A 23,116-nucleotide genomic window follows, 5' to 3' on the forward strand; every position below is an offset into this window, starting at 1 on the left:
TAGCTCTCGAATTAGTTATTGTAAGTGTATATAGCGTGAATTAATTCGGGGAAATATTTGGATTATTCTTTGAGGGAAGAGGTATTTCATTTATTCCTTTACTCAAATCTTCACTGCTATTCTAACTTATTTAATAGAATTTCAGCCTTATGCTTAACCCCTTTAGAACTGTGTTTAGCTTTCATCACTGTAACCCTACTCTCCTCAATACTTTTCAGCGACTTACTTGTCCACGTACCACTATCATTCACAAGGTTTACTAACAATCTATCATAAATCGATTTCCAATCATTTATTGCAAGTGATGATAAAATTAGCATTGATAAAGAGCGATCTTCTCGCTCAACTTCAATAATATTGAATTTCTTCCCACTTATCATATATACTTCTGCAATCACATAACGTCGTTTCGTGATATTATCACTCAATTTCGTAAATCTGCGGTCTCCAATTCCCTCTGGTAACACATCTATAAATGCTCGTATCGCACTTACTTCTGGATATTGCTCCATTATTCTAAGGACATTAATGAAATCTTGCAATTCACCTTGTACTTGAATTTCAGATAACATTTGATGTTCTATTCCTCTTGCTAGTTTTTGACCTCCAGTGTCTGCTGTAGATCGAATTGAATCATTGCTGCCATAGTATTTCTTAGTATTTTCATCTTCTTTCGTTCGCTGCTTTGAGGAACTACTTTTAATTCGTTTGATTTTGGGTACCGATGTATATTCATGTTTCAACTGATTCATTTGTACAAGATCAAAGTCTTCTGTAGAACCATCTACTTGTTCATCTAATGTAAAGCCCTCTTCATCACCCTGTCTATTTAGAAAACGATAAGTGTATTTCTTTGCCTCATTGGATTTCTCTTGATTTTGTATTTCTGGATGCGAAATCGAAATATGTTGGTACGGAATATCTTTATTTTTCACATTAACAATTTGTAATACTGTACACGTGTTATTCTTCTCCTTTACACGAGCTGTTATTGTAATCGGTTGTGTAAAGTTCCATTCGAACTTCAAAGTCTTTTCCTGCAACCAAGTAAATGCTATATTTTCATAGGCTTGTCGTAGGTCTCGATTCGTTAGCAACCACACCAATTGATAAATGAACGTTGTCTTTGTGTATTTCAATTCATATTGTGATGAAAAGCTAAGATGGATTTTATTAGGTTCATATGTTTCTGTGAAGAACTGAGGAAATGAATTCGATTCAAACAAGCGATATAAAAGGAAGCCGTTCGGAGCTAAAATGCTACGCAATACTTCAATGACTGGTAAAATCACATTCTTTCCATCAAAAGAGAACACGAAACTACGGGAAGTTGCAGGATCACTGCTTCCTTGAATAGACCAAGGGCGTTCGTGAAATTTAACTTTATTAGGATAAATAGTCATATCGATTTCTTGTACACTTTCAGAAACTTGACTAGCCGTTATGATGCCATCAGTATAATAATGTTGGATTGCTAAGCATGGTAATGTACCCCAATCCATTAATATACCTTCTGTACGACCTTGTGAGCGAAAATAAGCTTTGATTATCATTTTATGATCATATCGAAATGGCTCACCAATCCATATTAGTTGTGCTTTTTCACCTTTAGCAAAAGGCCAAGCTAGCTTAACCTGTTGTTTGCTCATAACTTTTCACTTCCTGTTTTGTTCGTAAATACTCTTCCAAATACGGTTTTATTTCGTGAAAATGATGTGACTTAACAGCGCCAATACGCTGTACTTTCCATAATAAAACTGGTTCTTGCTCCAGCAACATACGATCAATAATTTTACAGCATCGTCGAATCTGAAACTGTTGTATAGATTCCGTAATTTTATTTAGATATTTTTCAGTTTGTGGCAGCTTATCAAGATGTTTCTCCAAATTTGATAAGATTCCTAGACGTTTCCCAATTATCGAAATCGTGATACGTACGGGCTTTTCCAGTTCAATTAATTCTTTGTAAAGCTGTTTAATTTTAGAAAGATATTCTCGATCACGTACGTCCCAATTGACAATTGATTTTGGCTTTTCCTTCGCCTGAATTATAGGTAACTGTTCAAACAGCCATTCTTTATCATTTCGATATAAGTAAATATATTCTTTCGGTAAACATTGACGAATTTGTGTTCTCGAGTAACTTGGATATTGCTGCATTCCTTTTAATAATTGCTTTCGATACATATGTAACATTGGTGGAAAAACTTTATCAGGTAATTTCTCTATTTTCTCAACTGAGGCAAGATGTCCTTTAACTGTTTTCGAATCCACGCCAAGCATTCTAGCTAATGCTCTTATACTGTAGGTTCCATCAACTGCTAATTCATGTAATTTAGCCTTCCAGACATCTCCATACGCTTTTGTACGTCCAATACGATATTTATCTTCAGATAATCTATCAGGACCCTTTCTAGCGTAAATAAAGCCACAAGAGCATTCAAACGTGCCAATGGGTGCATTTGATTTAAAATCCCTTGTAACATTTACTTCATGAATCACAAATTCCTTATAATGATTAGCTGCTTTATTTAAACAGGGCCATGGGCCACTACCGAAAGGACCTGTATCAGCTTCAATTTGTAAAAAGGACTCCAAATCTTGTTCTAAGAAATAAAGAATAAGCAAATGACGGAAAGGATGTACATGACGTTTTAGATTGCGTATAATGACCTTCAGCCAATTGTATTCATCATTTACATTGATTGCTGATTCGTACTCATCTAAAAAGCCTTTTGGGAACTTTGATTGAAATGCTTTGTATAGCTCCTTTTGCCGAATTCGATTAGACGTTGTTATTAAATTACGCTCCCGTAAAAGAACACGATATTTAAGATTAATAGATTCTCTTGAAAATTGATGTATTGGAACTTGCAGCAGTTGATAAGCCATCTTTGCTAAAGCAATTTGAATGGCTATAAACTCTTTTAGTTCAACTTCTTGAATCATTGATAAGTTCAATAGCTTTTTATCAAATCGAATAAACTCAATTCGACTTTGCTTTGAAAAATCGATAGGATACTTCATTAATTTCAGTTCATGATGTGCACAGAAATCAATCCCTTGTAGCTGGTGCTCACGATGAAAATAGGGTTCTCCATGTTGCTCAATATCATTAGTTGCACACTCTGGGCAATAAAAGAGTCCATTCTTTCTGCAAATGCTTCCTGCAACTATGCCAAGTCTTGTATAAAGTCCTTTTCCATCTACTTGAACATCTTGTAGAAGTTCTTTCTGGCGTTGCTTGGAAAGAAACGAAGCATAGTAAGGGTAGATCGTATGCTTAGCTAATAAGCTTTCAACAGAATAGTTGGAGCCTAATTGCTCAGCTAATATAGAAAAATGACTACCAATCTCTACACTCGGTATTACAGAACGACTTTGAAACACTTCTTCCAATGTATCTTTGTAATCAATATTTCCACTGTAAAAGTGATATCGCGCAATCGCCGAATATATCAATTCATCTGGATATGGATCCGTAAAGAATGGCAGCATGCGTTCCCTCCTAGTAGAATTCCTCCAAAGGATTTTTAATGTATCCATTTGCTTTTAATAATTCATAGGGGTGTTGCTTTTTGTCTAACGCTTGCTTTCTTAGCTTTAGCAATGGTAGAATCTCTGCATTTTTTGCTTTTGCCTTTGCTTTTTGATCTTTCTTTTGTTGATTTAATGCAATCGCCTGCTGAATCACATCTGATTTAAGTTGATGAAATTCAGTATCAAGTGGATTTTCCTCAACTATTTTTTGTGCGAGCTTTTTAATATCGTTTTCTTTCAAACTATCAAAAATACCAAGGGCTGCCACTTCAACACTTAAGTTCCCAATCATGTCTTGACGTTTATACTCGATTGTATTTTGGCGCTCTTTAAATGCTTCTTGAATACGTCCTGTCATTTCAGTATTTCGCTTGTGATTCAGCATGACTTCATCCAAGTTAATCATAATATCTTCATATTTCATCATATCGGCAAAATTGTTCGTCCGAATAGCTGTCATCATTGGTTGAATCGTTTGCATATCTTCCCTAGCAGTCTTTTTTAATACTTGTGGTGTAATGATTTCAGCCGGGTTGTCCTCATCAAATAATACTCGTTCTTGCGCTAGAATAAATAGGTTCACGGCAACAGCAGTAATCCCTTGGCATTCATAATAAAATGCCTTCTTTGTCTCCTCTGTAAGCTCAGAATGGGTTTTTAAACACTGTAATTCCCAAAGTGTCTCTAGGAAAAACTCCCACTCTTCACTATTTTCGTCCATACGATCCCAAATAATAGCTCCATCACTCGCTGCCCGTCTTGCTTGTCTGAAGTTTCCTTTGAATAGTTTTTGTGCTTTAGAAGTTCCGATTAAAACCGTAGGAATACCAACTGTATTAGACAGTGTTACAAAAAAATTCAACATTTCTTCCTGTTCATTTTTGGAATGTAGTAAGTGCTGGATTTCATCAATTACTAGAACACCGATGCCGTACATACTTGCTAACGATGTCATGTGCAATAACATTGTCGATGTCACACGGTTCAAATAACCGTACTTTTCTAAATATCGAGTGCCTAGTAAATCATCAATTGCTTTGAAAAAGCTTTTGCAAAGTGTAGATAAACTTCCATCATACGGGCAGTCAATTTTAAGCCAAACAATTTGAGTTCGATTAAACGGTTGTCCTTTGTATTCTTCATGCTTGATCACTTGTGGATACATAAGCAAAAGACGTTCAATTGCTGTTGTTTTACCAATTCCTGAAATACCGATAATGGATAAGCTATCGGCAGTTGAACGAATATAATTTAGTCGTTCATCTATATATTTGTGAGCTGTTTCCTCTTCTTCACGCAATTCATGCAACACCCGAACACGCTCTAGAAATGTTCTATCTAATGGATTTCGCGCCAAGTAACCTCTTCGAATCAATGTAGACAATCGACGTTCTACCTCGAAATGAATCGGTAACGGCTGGATAAAATTCCTTACACGTTTTAAGACGTGATAACGAATATTCGTTTCACTTAACTTATCTTGCTCACTAATTCGTGGAGTCACCATAAATCGCTCTAGCACATCATCCTCATTAAATATAGGTGGAAGAGCTTCGATGAAAGGATTATTGGTATATTCATTTAAAAGTTGCTCCTTATAGACAGCTTTCTCAAAATCCCCTTTTAAGACAACCATGTCATTTGTCTTTCCCAAATTCCTCATCTCGCTTCTTCTTTAGTTTTTCCATAAGACGTGAGCCTGGTTTCTTAGGTGGTGTTTCATCAATCTTCTCTTTTGTAACAAAGTCGATTACGTCAGCTGATTCACTAGCCTTATTAGGTAATAAATCAAACTTTTCAGCTTCACGATTTAACTGTTTTTCAACATCCTTATTTTCACGAATAGCTGCTATTTTAGCTTTCTTACTAGTTGGCTGATTGAAAGATTCTTTTTTGTTCTTCACGGCTTTTTTTATAATCTCTTCCAATGCTGCATCAGTATTTACCGTAAGCTGAATTTGATTTGTTCGTTCCATTTCTTCTAGTTCATTCCGAAGATGTTGCTGAAAGACAATTTCCTCCAAGAAGTCACCTTTATATTGCTGACTAGGCTCTAATAAAATACACGTCTCAAAATCTATTCCGTTATCGTGGGGAATATAGATTTTTTCAATATGTCGTGGATCATAAACGATTTCTAGACTTCTATTTTTCAACTTTAAATACCATTGCTCTTCAATAGCTTGACGAGAACCATAAAGAAGATTTTTAAACTTAATTCCAGCTCTTGAAATTGTCGCTTTCCCACGTGGAAGCACGTTCAGACGAAGAATATTTCGATCAACTGTTCTTAACCTTCCTTTACGATTTTGAATACCCCAATTCCATAAGTTAATCGGAGTTGGCACTAGTCCATCAGCCACCATTTCTTTTTCAACAGGATATTTATCAATGACCTTTTGGTTATGATGAAGCGCCATTGTAATAATTAGAGATGTAAATTCCCTTAAATTCAGCGTAGCATTTAAGCGATAATCCTGATCTCCACGTTCTCTATATTCCTTTTGAATTGCTCCGGGAGCTTTTTGCTTTACCTTCCCATTAAACGTACGGAATTTCCTTTCAACAATCCCTTTCAAATCTCCACGATAAGCTGTAGTATTCTCAATTTTAATATTAAGATTGTTAATTAAATTCTCTACAGAATAGCCTTCAAACTCACCCCGGTCGGCGATAATAATTTCAGGCAAATGATGTGTTGGCCATTGCTCAGGTGTAATATTAATTCCATATTGCTTACAGAACCCTACTTTGTCAGCAACCATATTATCTAAAGCCATCATTGCACCGATCCATGATGGACCTTCTAGTCCAACATAAAGACCTGTAATAATACGTGAATACACATCAAGTACTGCATAAATAACTGGTCGCCCAATTACTTTATTTACGTCAAGTGAACTAACTAAATAAATATCTGCAATGGTTGCGTCAAATTGAAATCTTGTACCCGGACCATTTGTTTCTGATTTGGAATCACTTAAAATCGGACGATGTTTCAATTCATATTCCTTTGTACTTTTACGGAACTGAATATCCTTTTTCGGGTCTTCAAGCTTTTTAAACCAGTAGTAAAACTGATGGTACGAGGGAATTCGAGTGGCCTCCCAAATACGGTACTTTAGCTCACCATTTTCCTTATAGCGATCAGAGTAAAAGTCACGCAGCATGAAATTATAAACATCTCTTAAAGAGTAATTATTCTTTTTCCTGTAGTACTTGTTGATAACGTGCTCAATTTGGACCTTTACCTCGTCAGTAATGTTAATACCGGTTTGATATTCATTATTTATGTTTATCTTTCTAGGACGACCCACTTTCGCATTTGTTAGAGCCTTCGCTCTTCCTTTACCACCCGAATTAGAGTAGTCAGGTAACATGGCATTTTTGGTCATACCTCGTTGCCAATAGCGAGTTAGTAACTTTTTAACCTTTGTCTTGCCTAAGTTGCTGTCCCGAACGATTTCGCGAATTTTATTTTCTCTTCCTCTTTTGTAGAGCAAATCTTGCATATTCGGAACACAGTATTTTTGTATAGTTTCCCAATCTTCTTCACGCTTACGAATTTGCACTTCTGTTAAATCATTTTCATAAATCACTTTTGCATAAGGATCACTAATCGCAAGTAGCTCTCCTTGATTCATATCTGTAATTAGGTTGGAATATAGCTCCCTCTGCGGCATAGCACTACTCGTGTCAATATTAACAATATAGACATGTGGTTCTTTAATATAAATTACCCGAATCCTTTTCGAATCGATTACATATTGAAATACTTGATTAATATAAATCATCCGTATTTCACCTTCTCTAAATTACCTTCATCAATACACTTAATATCAATTGTTTGCTCTAAATCAATCGGCTTTTGCATATCAATGACTACAATTTTTCTAGCAAGCAAGTGATAAAATAGTGTAACACCACTTCCAAAAGGCAAGTGTGTATCTGCATCAAACCCATTAGTAATTTCACGGATACTTCGTGAATTATTCAATAGGCGATTCATAAGAGACATGGATAAATCCTCAATATGTTGGTCATCCATTTCTTGATAAACATCATAGCTACGAATATCAAAATAATCATGGATATAACTAATATTTCTAGCCATTGTCTTATGAATTTCTTCCTCTGTTACAGTTGCCCAATTAATGCTTCTACGCTTCCAATATTCCCTTTCAATTTCAAACTTCTCTAACACACGTTCTTCTAACAGCTTATCTTTCATTTTGATAGTATGAGCGACTTCAAATACACCTTGTCCTTTATCAACTGTTAATAAAAAGTCCGTTGTCATAACAATTGGATCACCTGTTTTTGGATCAGCTGGGTGTTTAATCCCAAGCTCTTCAGCAATGGCAAACGTCTCTTCTTGTGGTAATAAAGGAAATTGTTCACGAATATCTAAAATAACATCAGAAAATTCAGTTAAATAAAAGTAGTTTCGTTCCAAATCCGATAAAAACTCATGTTGTCTGCCGGTTTTTATACCTTTTAATCTTGTTGACCGACCTAATGAGGAAACATCTTGAATTTTAAGCCAAGGCTGATAATCTGCCCCACTGCCAGTTCCTCGACCCTCTTTAATCCACTTATCAATTTTAGATGTTCTTTTTCTTTTCGACACAAAAACACCCCTTTAGATAATCATATCCAAAGGGGCAAAGCTTCGCAACTTTTTTATAAACGTCGCGACTTTATTTTAAACATCGCATCTTTTTTATAAACATCGCGACTTTATTTTAAATTCACACTAATAACCAAAGGGGTTAAATATATTATTCCACCGTAACACTCTTCGCAAGGTTGCGCGGTTTATCAACGTCACAGCCGCGGTGCAGTGCAGCGTAGTAAGCGATCAGCTGCAATGGCACAACAGAAACCAGCGGAGCAAGCGCAGGGTTGACTTCCGGCAGGATGTATCTGTCGTCTGCGTCTTCTAAGCCTTTCAGCGAGATGATGCAAGTGTTGGCGCCGCGGGCTGCGACTTCCTTCACGTTTCCGCGGATGCTCAGGTTGACGTGTTCTTGTGTCGCAAGGGCAAAGACCGGTGTTCCTTCTTCAATCAGAGCGATTGTTCCATGCTTCAGCTCGCCGCCGGCGAAGCCTTCCGCCTGGATGTAAGAAATCTCTTTCAGCTTCAGGGCGCCTTCGACACATACGAAGTAGTCAAGGCCGCGGCCGATGAAGAAAGCGTTTCTTGAAACAGTCAGGTACTCACGCGCGATCATTTCCATTTCGTCCTTCTGGTCGCAGAGAGCTTCCATGGCATTTGCCGCGATACCTAATTCTTTGACTAAATCAAAACCGATATCAACGCCGTTGCGTTCTGCTGCAACGGACGCAAGGATCGCGAGGACGGCAATCTGAGCCGTATACGCTTTTGTTGATGCCACGGCGATCTCAGGACCTGCGTGCAGAAGCAATGTGTGATCCGCTTCACGGGAAAGCGTTGATCCCGGAACGTTTGTAATCGTCAGCGCTTTGTGACCCAGCGCTTTGACTTGAACAAGCACGGCGCGGCTGTCCGCTGTTTCTCCGCTTTGAGAAAGGAAGATAAAGAGCGGCTTCTTAGACAGAAGCGGCATGTTGTAAGAGAATTCACTCGCTACATGCACTTCAACCGGTACGTTTGCCCACATTTCAATATATTGTTTCCCGACAAGACCGGCGTGGTAGCTCGTTCCGCAAGCCACGATATAAATGCGGTCCGCTTCCGCCACGGCGTCAGCGACATCGCCCGCCACGGCCAGTCTGCCGTTTTCGTCCTGATACGTTTGGATGATTTTGCGCATAACAAGCGGCTGCTCATCCGTTTCTTTTAACATGTAGTGAGGGTATGTGCCTTTTTCGATATCACTGGCGTCAAGCTCAGCGATATAAGACGCACGTGTCATGACTTCACCGTCAAGGTTTTTAATCACGGCTTCGTCTTTTGTCACGATCACCATTTCTTTGTCCAAAAGCTCAACGTATTCATTCGTTACTTGAAGCATAGCCATCGCGTCAGATGCCACGACGTTAAACGTATCTCCAAGGCCGATTAACAGAGGGCTTTTGTTTTTTGCAACGTAAATGGTGTCTGTGTTTTCACCGTCAAATAATGCAATTGCGTAAGAGCCTTTTAACAGAGTCAGTGTTTTACGGAACGCTTCTTCTGTGCTGAGTCCTCCCGCCACAAATTGCTCAATCATTTGAACGACTACTTCAGTGTCCGTGTCGCTTTTCAGTTCAACGTTTTCAAGATACTCGCGCTTCAGCTGAACATAGTTCTCGATCACACCGTTATGAACAAGTGTAAAGCGGCCGAGTGCGCTTTGATGCGGGTGAGCGTTCAGGAAGCTTGGTTCGCCGTGAGTCGCCCAGCGTGTATGGCCGATTCCCGCTTGAGATTCAACCGTGTGATCCACCACTTCACGAAGGTCGGCGATGCGGCCTTTTTCTTTGTACACATGCACGCCCTGCTCATTCGCCACAGCGATACCGGCAGAGTCATAGCCGCGGTACTCCAGCTTCTCTAATCCTTTTAACAAAATCTCTTTCGCATCAAGCTGACCGATGTAACCTACAATTCCACACATATTTTCTTCCTCCTAAAGGTGTAAAAGGAGACGAAGAAAGTCAAATTACAAGGGGACTTTCAATCGTCCCCTCCCACATGTTTTTTTGGAAGATCATGTGATTTCTCTTTGTTCGGAGAGTCGCCCCTCCGGTTTGAAGAAATCCTTACGGCTGTGATCTAAATGAATCAGCCGGGAGGCATCCGCCGAAAATTCGATAACCTCCATCCTCGTCAACTAAGCCGTTTTTCGGGCGCTTAGTTCGGGCGCTGTAATTATAAAAGATGCAAACAATCCCGCCTTTCCTGCAAGTGAAAAACAAAGGCTGAACAAGCTTGATTTTACAGCATGTGCCAAGGACGGTCAATTATTTTTTGCCGCCCCGGCATCATGTTTACTATCATATTATGCTGATCGCACTTGTCTTGTTCGCTCTCTGCTTATAAACTTCGCTACTCCGCTCCCATTTCTGTCCGCACGACATCCACGATTTTTGTGACATATTCGTCACAAAGCTCTTTTGTTCTCGCTTCGGCCATCACGCGGACGAGCGGTTCGGTGCCTGACGGGCGCACTAAAATCCGGCCGTCTCCGTTCATTTCTTTTTCCACTTCAGAAATAACGGCCTTCACCTTAGCGTTTTCTTCTACCTTATATTTATCCGTCACTTTCACATTCACTAAGAGCTGCGGGAATTTTTTCATTTCATCCGCAAGTTCTGAAAGGGTTTTGCCGGACGCCTTCAGCGTATTTACAAGCATGATCGCGGACAAGAGACCGTCGCCGGTAGTGTTGTAATCAAGGAAAATAAGGTGCCCCGACTGCTCGCCGCCGACATTATAGCCGTCTTTTTTCATCGCTTCTACGACATAGCGGTCGCCGACTGCCGTTTGAACGCTTTTGATTTCTTCTTTTTCAAGCGCTTTGTAGAAACCGAGGTTGCTCATCACGGTTGATACGACGGTATCATCCTTCAGACGGCCTTCTGATTTCAAATACTTCGCGCATATGTACATAATCTGATCACCGTCGACGATGTTTCCTTTTTCATCGACGGCAATGAGGCGGTCGCCGTCTCCGTCAAACGCAAGGCCTATATCGGCGTTTTTTTCTTTGACGAAAGCACTCAGCGCTTCCGGGTGTGTAGAACCGACGCCATCATTAATGTTTAATCCGTTCGGAGACGTCCCCATTGTAGATACGTCAGCATCGAGATCGGCAAAAAGGTGCGTCGCAATGGAAGATGTCGCACCATGGGCGCAGTCAAGCGCTACATGAATGCCTGTGAAATCTTCGTCCGCCGTCTGCTTTAAAAATTGCAGATACTTTTGAACGCCTTCAAAATAATCGTTCACAAGCCCGAGGTCCGCGCCTGTCGGTCTCGGCAGCTTATCTTCCGGTTCATCCATAAGACGTTCAATCTCGGCCTCCTGCTCATCAGAAAGCTTAAAGCCGTCCCCTCCGAAAAATTTAATCCCGTTATCCTGTACGGGGTTGTGAGAAGCGGAGATCATGACGCCCGCCTCAGCATCCATGGCTTTCGTTAAATAGGATACCCCCGGCGTAGAAATAACGCCGAGGCGCATCACTTCAGCTCCGATCGATAAAAGTCCGGCGACAAGGGCTCCCTCCAGCATATGTCCGGAGATACGTGTATCACGGCCGATCAGCACTTTCGGGCGCTGCTTATCTTTGGTCAGGACATAACCGCCAAAACGCCCAACTTTAAAGGCCAGCTCTGGCGTAAGCTCGCTGTTGGCAACACCTCTTACACCATCTGTTCCAAAATACTTGCCCATTTTGTATCGCTCCTTTTTCATTCTGTTGAAGAAGAATCAGCGCTTGATCCGTCTTCATCCTGGTCTTGATTTTGATCCTGGTTTTGACTTTTATTCTGATCGCTGTCAGTGTCGTCTTCCCGGTTCTTGTTCTTGTCTTTGTCTGCGTCTCCGCTTGTGCCGTTCTTATTGCCGGAATCAGCGGAACCGCCGTTATTTTTATTTGAACGTGTGTTTTTCTTAGAAGTCAGCTTGATCTTAACCGTGTCTTTTGACAGGGACCATGTGACGTTTTGCGGGCCGTTTACTTCAAGCTTTACAGAGTGCTCTCCGTCATCCAAGTCCGAGACATTGGCATACAGTTCAATGTCTGACTTTTTCAACGCCTTAATGTTGGCGGGAGAGCCTTTGGCCGTAATATTTATCGCCTGCGATTCAGGATCGAGAAACTCAATCTGCTGTGAGCCTCCCAGTCCGACCGTCTTGATTCCGACATTGTCAAAATCCTTTTTGTCTTCACTGTCCACTTTAACATGAAGCGTGATTTTTTCCGGTGATACCTTAGTGACACCCTTAGGAAGCGGGATATCGGCATTGATATCGGTATCTTTATCAATTTTGCCTAAATCAAGAGATACGCCGTCAATAAATTCCAGTGAATCCAGCACATCCTGCGGGCCGTAAACCGTCACCTCACTCGGATTCGAGTCAATGCTCGCAACGCTCACCCCGTCCGGAAGACTTCCCTTCCTTTCGATTTTGAAAGGAAGCTTTTTGCTCGGACTGGCTACGGGAACCGTCACTTTAATGACTGACGGTTCAACATCAACAGGAAGTGCGTTGCCGTCTTTGTCATAGACGGTCACCTTCACTTCCTTTTCAATGGTCTCATTTGCATTTTCAAGGTTCACGGATGCTTTTACAAGTGAAATGTTATCAATCACATTTTTCGAACCTGTAATCTGCACGTTTTTCGGGCTGATAATCGGCTGCTGAGGGGTGTATCCCTTTTTCATTTTGCTTTTATTGTAGTATTCAACTTCCACGGGAAAACTCTCAGCCGTTTTTTCCTGAATCGTAACCGTCGTGACTGACGGGTTAATGGAGATCGTCAGTCCGTCCGATACGTTTTTCGCTTTCAATTCGACCTTATGAGTCCCGGTCTTCAGCTTATTCATATCGGCGTATATCTCAAAATTCTTCGTCTGTCTCGCCTTTTTCACCGCGCTTGTCGAGCCTTTAATCGTGACATTTACGGTCTGGGGCACACCGGTGACGACATAGTTCGCTTCATCATAGTATGCTTTTACAGGAATATCAGTAAGCGTAGCCTCGTCAGTCGTTGATGTCGGAAAAAAGGATTCCCCCGGCTTTTTCGGAGTCGGCGCCTGGTTGTTGTTAACCGCAACGTAAAGCAGCAGCGCCAAGAGCAATGCAATGATCTTTACAGCCCAGCGGTTGTTTAAGAATTTATCCATTTTTCTTGCCCCTCCAGTACCAGCGGTTAGAAGAAGTGTCTCTGGCGTTCTTCTTAAACTCGGCTTCAAGCATTTCTTTCAGTTCTTCTTCCGTCAATTCTCTGTGAAGGTCTCCGTTTTTGGCCACACTGATGGCGCCCGTCTCTTCAGATACAATAATGGTTAAGCTGTCCGTCACTTCACTGATGCCGACAGCCGCTCTGTGACGCGTCCCCAGCTCCTTTGAAATAAACGGGCTTTCAGAAAGCGGCAGATAACAGGCTGCCGCCGCAATCTCGTTATTTTTCATAATGACCGCTCCATCATGCAGCGGTGTATTCGGGATGAAGATATTAATCAAAAGCTCCGAGCTGACCTGCGCATTAAGCGGGATGCCCGTCTCAATATAATCGCCCATTCCCGTATCGCGCTCAATGGCGATGAGTGCGCCGATGCGGCGTTTCGCCATGTAGCTGATCGATTTTGTAATCGCTTCAATTGTCTTATGCTGCGCTTCCTCCACGGGGGTTCCGCTCCTGGAAAAGAACCGGCCCCGTCCGAGCTGTTCAAGCGCCCGTCTCAGCTCAGGCTGGAATATAATGATGATCGCTAAAAATCCCCATGTTATCGCTTGGTCCATCAGCCACTGAAGCGTGCTGAGTCCCAAATATGAACTGGCCATCCGGACCAATACGATGACGACGATTCCTTTTAAAAGCTGAACCGCCTTCGTCCCGCGTATGACCATGATTAATTTATATATCACATACCAAACAAGGAGAATATCAACGGCATTGCCGAGGTATTGCAAAAATGGGATGTCCTCAAAAGCCATTTCCTCGTCCTCCAAGAATTCAGTCATTTCGTTTTTTCCGTTATGAATTGTGCTGCATGAGCAATATGTACATCATATAGCGTGCTCATTATACCACATTTTGATTTCTCAAGTGAAATGGGCCGGCACGGCGATGCACAAAAAAAGAGTAAAGCGATTATACGCTTTACTCATCTTCATTCGGGTCCAAAGCGCTTACGACGCCCTGGCCCGCCAATTTCAGTTCGTACCAGACCCAGTCAAACAATTGGTTAATCTCTTCAATCTGCCCGGTGACTTGTCCGGCTGAGGCCATGTATTTTTCTCCGTTGACGACGGTCACATTGCCGTCGACTTTTCCTTCAATGAACAGCTTGCCGTTTTTTACTGTGACATCGCCCTTTACGGTCTCGCCTTCAGGGACGGTGACCGTGTGATTCTGCACGACAAGGTTCGGCTGTTTGGACACACTGAAATTGTGGTCATTATGCCAGCTGTTGAAAAAACCGCCGCCCATTAAAATCACAAAAACCGCTGCGGCTGCAATCATCGGATGAGTTTTGATCCATCGTTTTACAGAAGCGCGTTTTTTCTCTTTTGGAAGATTCGCCATAACTTTGGCAGTAAAATCAGCAGGGGCCGTGACATGCGATGTGCTTCGGACGAGTGCTACGGATTTCTCCATTTCATGAAAATGCCGTTTGCAATTCCCGCATGACTGCAAATGTTGTTTTAATACGTTTTCATCTTCAGGAAGGATATCTCCATCAAGATGCTTATGCATAAGCTGCACAATCTGTTCAGGACAGCTCATTTCATCACCCCACTTAAAGATCCCTCAATTGTTTTCTAAGAGCCTCTCTGCCTCTGTGTATCCTTGTCTTGACGGTGCCGACAGGGATATTCAGAATCTCCCCGATTTCAATTAAAGAGAGTTCGTCAATATACTTTAATACAATAACCGTTCTGTACTTGTCCGGCAGCTTTAAAATCTTTTTCTGAATTGTGTCCGACAGCTCCAATGACAATACGGCGTCTTCAGGGAGAACCCCGTCCGCGGCGATCTGCGAATACATCGTCAGCCCTTCTGCTCCCGCTACTTCTGCGTCCAGATAGTAATCAGGCTTTTTCTTGCGGATGCGGTCAATGGTCAGGTTGGTCGCAATTCTGTAAAGCCACGTTGAAAACTTTCTGTTGATATCGAAACTGTCGATATTGACATACGCTCTGATAAAAGCTTCCTGCGCAATATCTTCCGCTTCGTGAACATTGCCGAGCATGCGGTAGCAAAGCTGGTAAATCTTATCTTTATAAAGGTCAACGATTTCTGCAAACGCATTTTGATCGCCTTTTTTGACTTGCTTGATTCTTTTTTTAATCAGGTTTTCCATGTTTTATCTTACCTCTGCCCTTCACCGGTCTGTATCTATACGTTGATTGTTTTAAAAGGTTTCATTTTTTTATTACATTTATTTTACCAAATTTCAGGCAGGGTGTAGATGGAAAATACAGAATATACTGCCTTAACAGCAGCTTAAAAATAGTATATCTGATGAACAATCAGAAATCGAAACAAAATGCTGATAAAAAAAGACACCTTTATGCAAAAGGTGTCTGATACTGGGCTAGCTGGATTCGAACCAACGCATGACGGAGTCAAAGTCCGTTGCCTTACCGCTTGGCTATAGCCCAAAAATGGTGGAGGGGGGCAGATTCGAACTGCCGAACCCTGAGGGAGCGGATTTACAGTCCGCCGCGTTTAGCCACTTCGCTACCCCTCCGTATTTTTTTAAAAAACAGTGCCGGCCAGAGGACTTGAACCCCCAACCTACTGATTACAAGTCAGTTGCTCTACCAATTGAGCTAGGCCGGCAAATATGGTGGAGGATGACGGGCTCGAACCGCCGACCCTCTGCTTGTAAGGCAGATGCTCTCCCAGCTGAGCTAATCCTCCATATGACCCGTACGGGATTCGAACCCGTGTTACCGCCGTGAAAGGGCGGTGTCTTAACCGCTTGACCAACGGGCCGTTGTGTCCGCGTCGAGCTGACAAAAGTTATTATATACAGGTTGTACCCCATTTGTAAAGAGAAAAATTATTTTTTTTATTTTCAAACTTTTTTACCCGTTTTTTAACTGAAAAACTCATCCCTCCTCTCTTATTTCATTTATGATGAAAGTATCAAAATATTGAAGGGAATGGACACAGATGATCTTAGTCAGCTCTTGTCTCGGCGGTATCGAATGCAGGTATAACGGCTCTCACGCCGCTTCGGAAAAAATCCGCAGACTCGTAGAAGAAAAGAAAGCTGTTATGGTCTGCCCCGAACTTTTGGGCGGCTTCACTACTCCCCGCGAACCGGCGGAAATCATCGGCGGCACGGGTGAAGACGTGCTGAACGGAACGGCAAGAATCGTAACGGCATCAGGCGAAGACGTTACAGCTTTATATATGGACGGCGCGGAAAAAACGTTAGCATACGCAAAAGAAATAGGCGCCGCAACGGTCATCCTTAAAGAAAACAGTCCGTCCTGCGGCAGCAGCTTTATCTATGACGGCACTTTCTCAGGAAAAAAAATACTCGGAGACGGCATCACTTCCGCTCTTTTAAAACGGGCAGGCTGCCGTGTTCTATCAGAAGATGAATTGGATCAATTATAAAAAAGGAGAGTAGATATCATGGATGTAGCCCTGTCCTTTTATAAACCGGAGCATGCAGACGGGCTGAACGGGTTTGTGCTGAGTGAAGAAGATAAAAAGTTCACAGCTCTGCCGATAGATGTCCTGCCGCAGGCGCTTGTCATCCGGGATCGCTACCCGACAGTCATTTTAAAAGAAGACCGTCCCGTCGGTTTTTTTATTTTACATACCTCAAAAGAAACCATTGCCCCGTATTCGAACAATGTGTCTGCCATTTTGCTGAGTGCGCTGTCATTACATGCGCCGCATCAGGGAAAAGGTTATGCCAAACAAGCGATGCTGCAGCTCCCCGCTTTTGTCGCAAATTACTTTCCTTGGTGTGATGAAATCGTGCTTGCTGTAAACCATCGCAATCAACGTGCAAAGAACCTGTACCGGTCTTCCGGTTTTATTGACAAAGGGCGGCGCAGGATCGGCCCGATCGGTGAACAGCACATTCTGCATCATTTTTTGTGAAAGCGCTTGATTATTCATCTCAACCCTGCCGATTTTTCTTGAAACATCTATTCAGATGCCCATATACTTCAAGTATTAACGACTTGGGAGGGTACGATCATGACAGACCGGCTTAACATTCACAGATTGACCACAGAAACCAGAAATCCGCAGACCGCTTCAATCCATCAGGCTGACACGATGGAAATTCTCCGCATCATTAACGAAGAGGATTTCAAAGTGGCTGAAGCCGTTCAGCAGGTGCTGCCCGATATTCAGATTGCCGTTCAATTCGCCCATCAGTCCTTACGGCGAAACGGCAGGCTGATTTATGCGGGAGCGGGCACAAGCGGCAGACTCGGTGTACTGGATGCGGTTGAATGCCCGCCTACATACAGCGTAAGCCCCGACACCGTCATCGGTCTGATGGCCGGAGGGGCAGACGCCTTTTTGCAAGCGGCTGAAGGTATAGAAGACAGCGAGGAAACCGGCGCTCTCGATCTCAAAACGATCGGGCTTACCGCAGAAGACACCGTGATCGCCATCGCGGCAAGCGGGCGCACGCCGTATGCGGCCGGTGCGCTGAAATATGCAAAAACAATCGGCGCCAAAACCGTCGCGCTCACATGCAATAAGGACTCATTGATCAGCACCTTTGCCGATCACAGCATTGAAGTCATTGTCGGCCCCGAAGTGATTACAGGGTCAACACGAATGAAAGCCGCGACGGCACATAAAATGATTCTGAACATGATTTCCACGGCCGTGATGATTAAAAGCGGCAAAGTGTACGAAAATTTAATGGTGGACGTTCATGTCAGCAACGAAAAATTGAAAGAACGCGCAATCGGCATTATCCAAAGCATCACGGGCGTTCCGTACGACAAGGCAAAAGAAACGCTTGAGGCCGCAGACAGCCATGTCAAAACGGCAATCGTCATGCTGAAGACGAATTCGGACGAAACACACGCGAAGGCACTGCTCAAAGAATCAGAAGGATTCATTGATAAAGCCATTGAACAGCACGTTTCAAGAGAAAAAGAACGCTGATCGTTCTTTGGTGAAAAATAATGTGCTTTTACGAGCCCGCGCCGTTTTCATGTTCGGCGCAGGCGCTTTTAGGATGCGTTTCAGGCATAGCTCCCCGGGAAAAATCGTACGGAAAAAGGAGGATCTCCATGAGCAAAGAGGCATTTTATCAGTCACTGGCCAAAGATATCCTGGACAATTGCGGCGGTTCATCGAATATTTCAGGCTTTACCCACTGTATGACACGCCTGAGGATTACACCTTTAGATCGGGACAAAACGGATATTGAGGCGCTGAAACGGCTTGACGGGGTAATAGGCGTCGTCGAAGCTGAAACACTGCAGATCATTCTCGGCACGGGTGTCGTCAATCATGTCGCCGACGCTTTCGCAAAACTTATGCCATCCGGAAAAAACATTGATTTAAAAGAAGCCGCCTCACGGAAAAAAGCCGATCTCAACAGAAAAAACACCACACCCATCAAATTGTTTCTGAGAAAAATATCAAGCATCTTCATTCCCCTTATTCCCGCACTCATTGCATCAGGTTTAATCACCGGTATTACGAAAGCCGTCATTCAGGCCGGCTGGCTCCCGAAAGAATCCCAAATCGCACTTATTTTAACGGTTATCGGTTCAGGCTTGTTCGCTTACCTCGGCGTCCTTGTCGGCATCAATGCGGCGAAGGAATTCGGCGGGACACCCGCGATGGGCGGCCTTGCGGGCATATTGATCCTTAACCCTGAGATCGCCAATATCAGTTTGTTCGGAGAGAATCTGCTCCCTGGCAGGGGAGGATTAATCGGCGTTCTTTTCGCGGCGGTTTTTATCGCTTATACCGAACGGTTTATCAGAAAGTACGTCCATCAATCCATCGACATTATCGTCACGCCTACATTGTCTTTACTTATCACCGGGCTGGTGACATATGTCGTTTTTATCCCTGCAGGCGGTTTTATTTCTGATCTGATTACATCAGGTTTATTGTCGCTGCTGAATGTCGGGGGAGTGCTCTCAGGGTTTGTACTGGGAGCCGCCTTCCTGCCGCTTGTCGTCACCGGCCTGCATCAGGGCTTGACTCCCGTACATTTGGAATTAATCCGATCAATCGGAGATGACCCGCTTCTTCCGATTCTCGCGATGGGAGGCGCGGGTCAAGTAGGCGCGGCCTTCGCCATCTTTATGAAAACAAAAAAAGCCTCATTAAAAAGAGCGATCGGCGGCGGACTTCCATCCGGTCTGCTCGGAATCGGAGAGCCGCTCATCTTCGGCGTCACGCTCCCGCTCGGCCGGCCGTTTTTGACAGCGTGTTTAGGGGCGGGAATCGGCGGCGCTTTTCAAGCCCATTTTCAAGTGGCTACTTTTTCAATCGGTGTCTCCGGCCTTCCGCTCTCGTTTCTCGTACAGCCGGCTCAAATCGTTTTGTATATCATCGGTCTCTTCATCTCTTACGCGGCGGGCTTTGTCTTCACTTATGCGTTCGGATTTAAGGATGACATGGCTGCTGAATTTGAATAAACCGGGAGGGATCAGAATATGAAAACACTGACAGCCGCCGTACTCACAATGGTCATCAGCCTCTCTTTTCTGCCGCAGCACAAAGCCGAAGCCGAAGCCCAATCCAAATTATACGACGCAGCAAAGCTCAGAAAGGTTGATCAAATGATTGAAAAAGACATCGCAGCAGGATTCCCCGGAGCCGTCCTCGTCGTCGTAAAGGACGGACGGGTGATCAAAAAGAAAGCATTCGGCTACAGCAAAAAATATGACGGGAACACCCTTTTATCCCGTCCGAAAAAAATGAAAACATCAACCATGTTTGATTTAGCTTCCAATACAAAAATGTACGCGGCCAATTTTGCACTACAGCGACTCGTCAGCCAGGGAAAGCTTGATGTGTATCAAAAAGTCTCGGCTTACCTTCCTGATTTCAAAGACAGAAAAAGCGATCCGATTCAAGGAAAAGACCGCATACGCGTCATCGATGTGCTCCAGCATCAATCCGGTCTGCCGGCAAGCTTTTATTTCTATCAGCCGGACACCGCAGGCCCTTTATATTCACAAGAACGGGATAAAACGATCCGTTTTCTCACCCAAATCCCGCTTGAATACAAGCCGGGAACAAAACACGTATACAGCGATATCGGTTACATGCTTCTCGGCTGCCTTATTGAAAACATAACCGGGAAAACCCTTGATACCTATGCGGAACAAGAACTGTACAAACCGCTGAAACTGACGCACACACTGTTCAATCCGCTGCAAAAAGGTTTCAAAGAAAAAGCATTCGCAGCTACTGAACGTTTAGGCAACACACGTGACGGAGTCATCCATTTCCCTCACATCAGGACGTATACGCTGCAGGGGGAAGTTCACGATGAAAAAGCATTTTACTCAATGGGAGGGGTGTCCGGTCACGCCGGGCTGTTTTCCAGAGCTGATGATATGGCCGTCCTCCTTCAAGTCATACTGAACGGCGGCAGTTATAAACATGTTTCTCTCTTCAATAAAAGAACGGCCGATTTGTTCACAACCGCGGCATCCTCTGATCCGACATTCGCTCTCGGCTGGCGGAAAAACGGCAGCCCGGATATGGAGTGGATGTTCGGACCTTATGCAAGCAGGCAGGCATACGGCCATACGGGATGGACCGGCACCATCACGATTATTGATCCCGCTTATAAGCTGGGGATCGCACTTTTGACCAATAAAAAGCATTCCCCCGTCGTCAGCCCCGGTGAAAACCCGAATGTTTTTGAAGGGGATCTTTTCCCGACCGGAAGCTACGGCAGCGTCATAAAAGCGATTTATGAAGCCATTGAATGACAACCCATGTCTTTTGTCCAAACTATGACGGCAGGAGGGCACCATCATGAAACTTGTCATCTCAGCTGTATTAATGTTGTTCATTGTTTTCGGCACGCATCATGCATCGACAAAACCGGACATTCCGTCACAGGCGGAACAAGCGGTATCCCGTATGACATTAGATGAAAAATTAGGGCAGATGCTCATGCCTGATTTTCGCAATTGGCAAAAAAAGGGGCAGTCATCACCTGAGGCTCTTACCCAAATGAATGACGAAGTCGCAGGGCTTATTCAAAAGTACCGGTTCGGCGGCGTTATCTTATTTGCAGAAAATGTAAAAAACACTGAGCAAACGGTACGCCTGACAGATGCCTTTCAAAAGGCGAGCCCTGACATTCCGCTATTATTAAGCATTGATCAGGAGGGCGGCATCGTAACTAGACTTGGTGAGGGCACTCATTTCCCAGGCAATATGGCGCTCGGAGCCGCTAGAAAAACAGCCTACGCGTCCCAGACCGGCGCCATTATCGGGAAAGAACTGAAAGCACTGGGCATTAATACGAATTTCGCTCCCGTTCTCGATATCAATAATAATCCCGGAAACCCTGTCATCGGCGTCAGGTCGTTCAGTTCAGACCGAGATCTGACAGCTTCACTCGGCCTTGCCTCAATGAAGGCTCAGCAAAAGCAGGATGTCGCTGCCGCCGTCAAACATTTCCCGGGACACGGCGACACGGATGTCGACAGCCACTACGGCCTTCCGCTTGTCACCCACAATCAAGAAAGGCTGCGTCAGATTGAACTTTATCCGTTCCGGAAGGCCATTCAGGCCGGAGCTGATATGATCATGACAGCCCATGTGCAATTTCCCGCTTTTGACGATACAACCTATAAAAGCAAGCTGGACGGTTCAGACATCCTCGTACCCGCCACACTCTCGAAAAAAGTGATGACTCATCTTCTCCGTGAGGAAATGGGATTTAACGGCGTCATCGTTACGGATGCATTAAATATGAAAGCCATAGCCGATCATTTCGGCCAAGAAGAGGCGGTCGTCATGGCAGTAAAAGCAGGAGTCGATATTGCCCTGATGCCGGCCCAAGTGACATCGTTGCAAACGGAAAACCGCTTTGCCCGGGTTCATTCCGCTTTAAAAAAGGCGGTACAAAAAGGGGAAATTCCGCTTCAGCAAATTAACAAATCGGTGAAACGCATCATTTCCCTGAAAATAAAAAGAGGGATATATCCCGCACCGAAAGAGACAAATCTGAAAAAGAAGATTTCAAAAGCAAAGAAAACCGTCGGCAGCAAAAATCACCTGAAAGCTGAAAAACAAATCGCGGAAAGGTCCGTCACCGTCTTACAAAACAAAAACCGCACGCTCCCATTCAAACCGAAAAAGAACAGCCGCGTTCTCATTGCCGCTCCTTATGAAGATCAAACAGCATCAATGGAACAAACCATTCGGCAGCTCATCAAGAAGAAAAAAATCCGGCCGGTAACCATCAGTAAAATGAACTTCGCCGAACGCACTTTTCATGATGAGCACAAAAAGCTGGTATCCGACGCGGATTACGTGATTACAGGCTCCTATGTCGTGAAAAATGACCCTGTCGTAAACGACGGCGTGATTGATGATTCCGTTACAGATCCCGGCAAGTGGACGACTGCATTTCCGCGGGCCGTCATGAAAGCCGCACAATCAAACCAAAAACCCTTTGTGCTGATGAGCCTGCGTAATCCATATGACGCTGCGAACTTTGAAGAAGCTGAAGCCCTTATCGCAGTCTACGGCTTTAAAGGATATACAGACGGACAATTTCTCCAGCCAAACATTCCGGCAGGCGTTGAAGCGATATTCGGACAGACAAAACCGCAAGGCAGGCTGCCCGCTGACATTCCTTCCGTCACTCATCCGGGAACGACACTCTATCCTTATGGTTTCGGTATCAATCTGAAGACCGGAAAACCGCTTTAAACAGGAGGACTGAT

17 protein-coding genes and 5 tRNA genes are annotated in these 23,116 nt (G+C 43.7%); 6 read left to right on the top strand and 16 right to left on the bottom strand.

Translation table 11 applies throughout. The features are described from left to right. Positions 1 to 116: 116 nt before the first annotated feature. The 16 genes from OVA33_RS03340 to OVA33_RS03415 all read right to left on the bottom strand — a co-directional run bounded on the left by OVA33_RS03340 (position 117) and on the right by OVA33_RS03415 (position 16,181). Positions 117 to 1,649 (bottom strand): Tn7-like element transposition protein TnsE, encoded by a 1,533-nt coding sequence (locus tag OVA33_RS03340; RefSeq protein ID WP_000043576.1) that lies wholly within the window; start codon positions 1,647 to 1,649, stop codon positions 117 to 119. Continuing rightward, on the bottom strand, positions 1,630 to 3,498 hold the full coding sequence (locus OVA33_RS03345; protein WP_063636935.1) for a TnsD family Tn7-like transposition protein: 1,869 nt from the start codon (positions 3,496 to 3,498) through the stop codon (positions 1,630 to 1,632). Before OVA33_RS03345 ends, OVA33_RS03340 begins: the two co-directional genes overlap by 20 nt. 10 nt (positions 3,499 to 3,508) lie before the next feature. Beyond that, positions 3,509 to 5,203: an ATP-binding protein gene (locus OVA33_RS03350; protein ID WP_063636937.1), complete on the bottom strand. Its 1,695-nt coding sequence runs from the start codon at positions 5,201 to 5,203 to the stop codon at positions 3,509 to 3,511. Further along, on the bottom strand, positions 5,178 to 7,334 hold the full coding sequence (locus OVA33_RS03355) for a Mu transposase C-terminal domain-containing protein (RefSeq protein ID WP_063636938.1): 2,157 nt from the start codon (positions 7,332 to 7,334) through the stop codon (positions 5,178 to 5,180). Before OVA33_RS03355 ends, OVA33_RS03350 begins: the two co-directional genes overlap by 26 nt. After that, entirely contained in the window at positions 7,331 to 8,170 is an 840-nt protein-coding gene (locus OVA33_RS03360) for a heteromeric transposase endonuclease subunit TnsA (protein WP_048407014.1), read from the bottom strand. Before OVA33_RS03360 ends, OVA33_RS03355 begins: the two co-directional genes overlap by 4 nt. 151 nt (positions 8,171 to 8,321) lie before the next feature. Then, a complete protein-coding gene (glmS, locus tag OVA33_RS03365; protein ID WP_128974171.1) occupies positions 8,322 to 10,124 on the bottom strand; it encodes a glutamine--fructose-6-phosphate transaminase (isomerizing) in 1,803 nt (600 codons plus the stop codon). A gap of 431 nt (positions 10,125 to 10,555) precedes the next feature. Continuing rightward, positions 10,556 to 11,902, bottom strand: coding sequence for a phosphoglucosamine mutase (gene glmM / locus OVA33_RS03370; protein WP_007408011.1), 1,347 nt, complete (start codon positions 11,900 to 11,902; stop codon positions 10,556 to 10,558). Between the two features lie 17 nt (positions 11,903 to 11,919). Then, positions 11,920 to 13,359: a CdaA regulatory protein CdaR gene (locus OVA33_RS03375; protein WP_017419296.1), complete on the bottom strand. Its 1,440-nt coding sequence runs from the start codon at positions 13,357 to 13,359 to the stop codon at positions 11,920 to 11,922. Continuing rightward, complete coding sequence (gene cdaA / locus OVA33_RS03380; RefSeq protein ID WP_017419295.1) at positions 13,352 to 14,173, bottom strand: diadenylate cyclase CdaA; 822 nt, start codon at positions 14,171 to 14,173, stop codon at positions 13,352 to 13,354. Before cdaA ends, OVA33_RS03375 begins: the two co-directional genes overlap by 8 nt. A gap of 166 nt (positions 14,174 to 14,339) precedes the next feature. Further along, positions 14,340 to 14,966 carry an anti-sigma-W factor RsiW gene (gene rsiW / locus OVA33_RS03385; RefSeq protein ID WP_128974170.1) on the bottom strand — a complete coding sequence of 209 codons (627 nt, stop codon included), beginning with the start codon at positions 14,964 to 14,966 and terminating at the stop codon, positions 14,340 to 14,342. A 13-nt stretch (positions 14,967 to 14,979) separates the two neighbouring features. Further along, the gene (gene sigW / locus OVA33_RS03390) at positions 14,980 to 15,543 is read right to left on the bottom strand and encodes an RNA polymerase sigma factor SigW (RefSeq protein WP_003156766.1); all 564 of its coding nucleotides are present in this window, start codon (positions 15,541 to 15,543) and stop codon (positions 14,980 to 14,982) included. A gap of 229 nt (positions 15,544 to 15,772) precedes the next feature. Continuing rightward, positions 15,773 to 15,844, bottom strand: a tRNA-Gln gene (locus OVA33_RS03395). A 4-nt stretch (positions 15,845 to 15,848) separates the two neighbouring features. Then, positions 15,849 to 15,933, bottom strand: a tRNA-Tyr gene (locus tag OVA33_RS03400). Positions 15,934 to 15,952: 19 nt separating this feature from the next. Next, positions 15,953 to 16,025, bottom strand: a tRNA-Thr gene (locus OVA33_RS03405). A gap of 5 nt (positions 16,026 to 16,030) precedes the next feature. After that, positions 16,031 to 16,106 (bottom strand) — tRNA-Val (locus tag OVA33_RS03410). Between the two features lie 3 nt (positions 16,107 to 16,109). Continuing rightward, positions 16,110 to 16,181: transfer RNA gene (locus tag OVA33_RS03415), tRNA-Glu, on the bottom strand. Between the two features lie 180 nt (positions 16,182 to 16,361). Here OVA33_RS03415 and OVA33_RS03420 point away from each other — a divergent pair. From OVA33_RS03420 to OVA33_RS03445, 6 genes are all read left to right on the top strand, one after another. Then, positions 16,362 to 16,814 (top strand): 2-thiouracil desulfurase family protein, encoded by a 453-nt coding sequence (locus tag OVA33_RS03420; RefSeq protein WP_003156767.1) that lies wholly within the window; start codon positions 16,362 to 16,364, stop codon positions 16,812 to 16,814. 18 nt (positions 16,815 to 16,832) lie between these two features. Further along, on the top strand, positions 16,833 to 17,309 hold the full coding sequence (locus tag OVA33_RS03425; RefSeq protein ID WP_014304238.1) for a GNAT family N-acetyltransferase: 477 nt from the start codon (positions 16,833 to 16,835) through the stop codon (positions 17,307 to 17,309). 99 nt (positions 17,310 to 17,408) lie between these two features. Continuing rightward, positions 17,409 to 18,338, top strand: a complete 930-nt coding sequence (gene murQ, locus OVA33_RS03430; protein WP_003156769.1) for an N-acetylmuramic acid 6-phosphate etherase — start codon at positions 17,409 to 17,411, stop codon at positions 18,336 to 18,338. A gap of 128 nt (positions 18,339 to 18,466) precedes the next feature. After that, positions 18,467 to 19,834 carry a PTS transporter subunit EIIC gene (locus OVA33_RS03435; RefSeq protein WP_003156771.1) on the top strand — a complete coding sequence of 456 codons (1,368 nt, stop codon included), beginning with the start codon at positions 18,467 to 18,469 and terminating at the stop codon, positions 19,832 to 19,834. An 18-nt stretch (positions 19,835 to 19,852) separates the two neighbouring features. Then, complete coding sequence (pbp4b, locus tag OVA33_RS03440; protein ID WP_017419294.1) at positions 19,853 to 21,142, top strand: penicillin binding protein PBP4B; 1,290 nt, start codon at positions 19,853 to 19,855, stop codon at positions 21,140 to 21,142. Between the two features lie 46 nt (positions 21,143 to 21,188). Further along, entirely contained in the window at positions 21,189 to 23,102 is a 1,914-nt protein-coding gene (locus tag OVA33_RS03445; RefSeq protein ID WP_017419293.1) for a glycoside hydrolase family 3 protein, read from the top strand. Positions 23,103 to 23,116: the final 14 nt, after the last annotated feature.

The sequence above is a fragment of the Bacillus sp. KICET-1 genome (assembly GCF_027721405.1).
In the GTDB taxonomy this organism is placed as follows: domain Bacteria; phylum Bacillota; class Bacilli; order Bacillales; family Bacillaceae; genus Bacillus; species Bacillus velezensis.

Bases quoted from the DNA above. Each gene is read 5' to 3' on its own strand.
- OVA33_RS03340 (WP_000043576.1), bottom strand. From the start codon at position 1,649: ATGAGCAAACAACAGGTTAAGCTAGCTTGGCCTTTTGCTAAAGGTGAA.
- OVA33_RS03345 (WP_063636935.1), bottom strand. From the start codon at position 3,498: ATGCTGCCATTCTTTACGGATCCATATCCAGATGAATTGATATATTCG.
- OVA33_RS03350 (WP_063636937.1), bottom strand. From the start codon at position 5,203: ATGAGGAATTTGGGAAAGACAAATGACATGGTTGTCTTAAAAGGGGAT.
- OVA33_RS03355 (WP_063636938.1), bottom strand. From the start codon at position 7,334: ATGATTTATATTAATCAAGTATTTCAATATGTAATCGATTCGAAAAGG.
- glmS (WP_128974171.1), bottom strand. From the start codon at position 10,124: ATGTGTGGAATTGTAGGTTACATCGGTCAGCTTGATGCGAAAGAGATT.
- glmM (WP_007408011.1), bottom strand. From the start codon at position 11,902: ATGGGCAAGTATTTTGGAACAGATGGTGTAAGAGGTGTTGCCAACAGC.
- OVA33_RS03375 (WP_017419296.1), bottom strand. From the start codon at position 13,359: ATGGATAAATTCTTAAACAACCGCTGGGCTGTAAAGATCATTGCATTG.
- cdaA (WP_017419295.1), bottom strand. From the start codon at position 14,173: ATGGCTTTTGAGGACATCCCATTTTTGCAATACCTCGGCAATGCCGTT.
- rsiW (WP_128974170.1), bottom strand. From the start codon at position 14,966: ATGAGCTGTCCTGAACAGATTGTGCAGCTTATGCATAAGCATCTTGAT.
- sigW (WP_003156766.1), bottom strand. From the start codon at position 15,543: ATGGAAAACCTGATTAAAAAAAGAATCAAGCAAGTCAAAAAAGGCGAT.
- OVA33_RS03420 (WP_003156767.1), top strand. From the start codon at position 16,362: ATGATCTTAGTCAGCTCTTGTCTCGGCGGTATCGAATGCAGGTATAAC.
- OVA33_RS03425 (WP_014304238.1), top strand. From the start codon at position 16,833: ATGGATGTAGCCCTGTCCTTTTATAAACCGGAGCATGCAGACGGGCTG.
- murQ (WP_003156769.1), top strand. From the start codon at position 17,409: ATGACAGACCGGCTTAACATTCACAGATTGACCACAGAAACCAGAAAT.
- OVA33_RS03435 (WP_003156771.1), top strand. From the start codon at position 18,467: ATGAGCAAAGAGGCATTTTATCAGTCACTGGCCAAAGATATCCTGGAC.
- pbp4b (WP_017419294.1), top strand. From the start codon at position 19,853: ATGAAAACACTGACAGCCGCCGTACTCACAATGGTCATCAGCCTCTCT.
- OVA33_RS03445 (WP_017419293.1), top strand. From the start codon at position 21,189: ATGAAACTTGTCATCTCAGCTGTATTAATGTTGTTCATTGTTTTCGGC.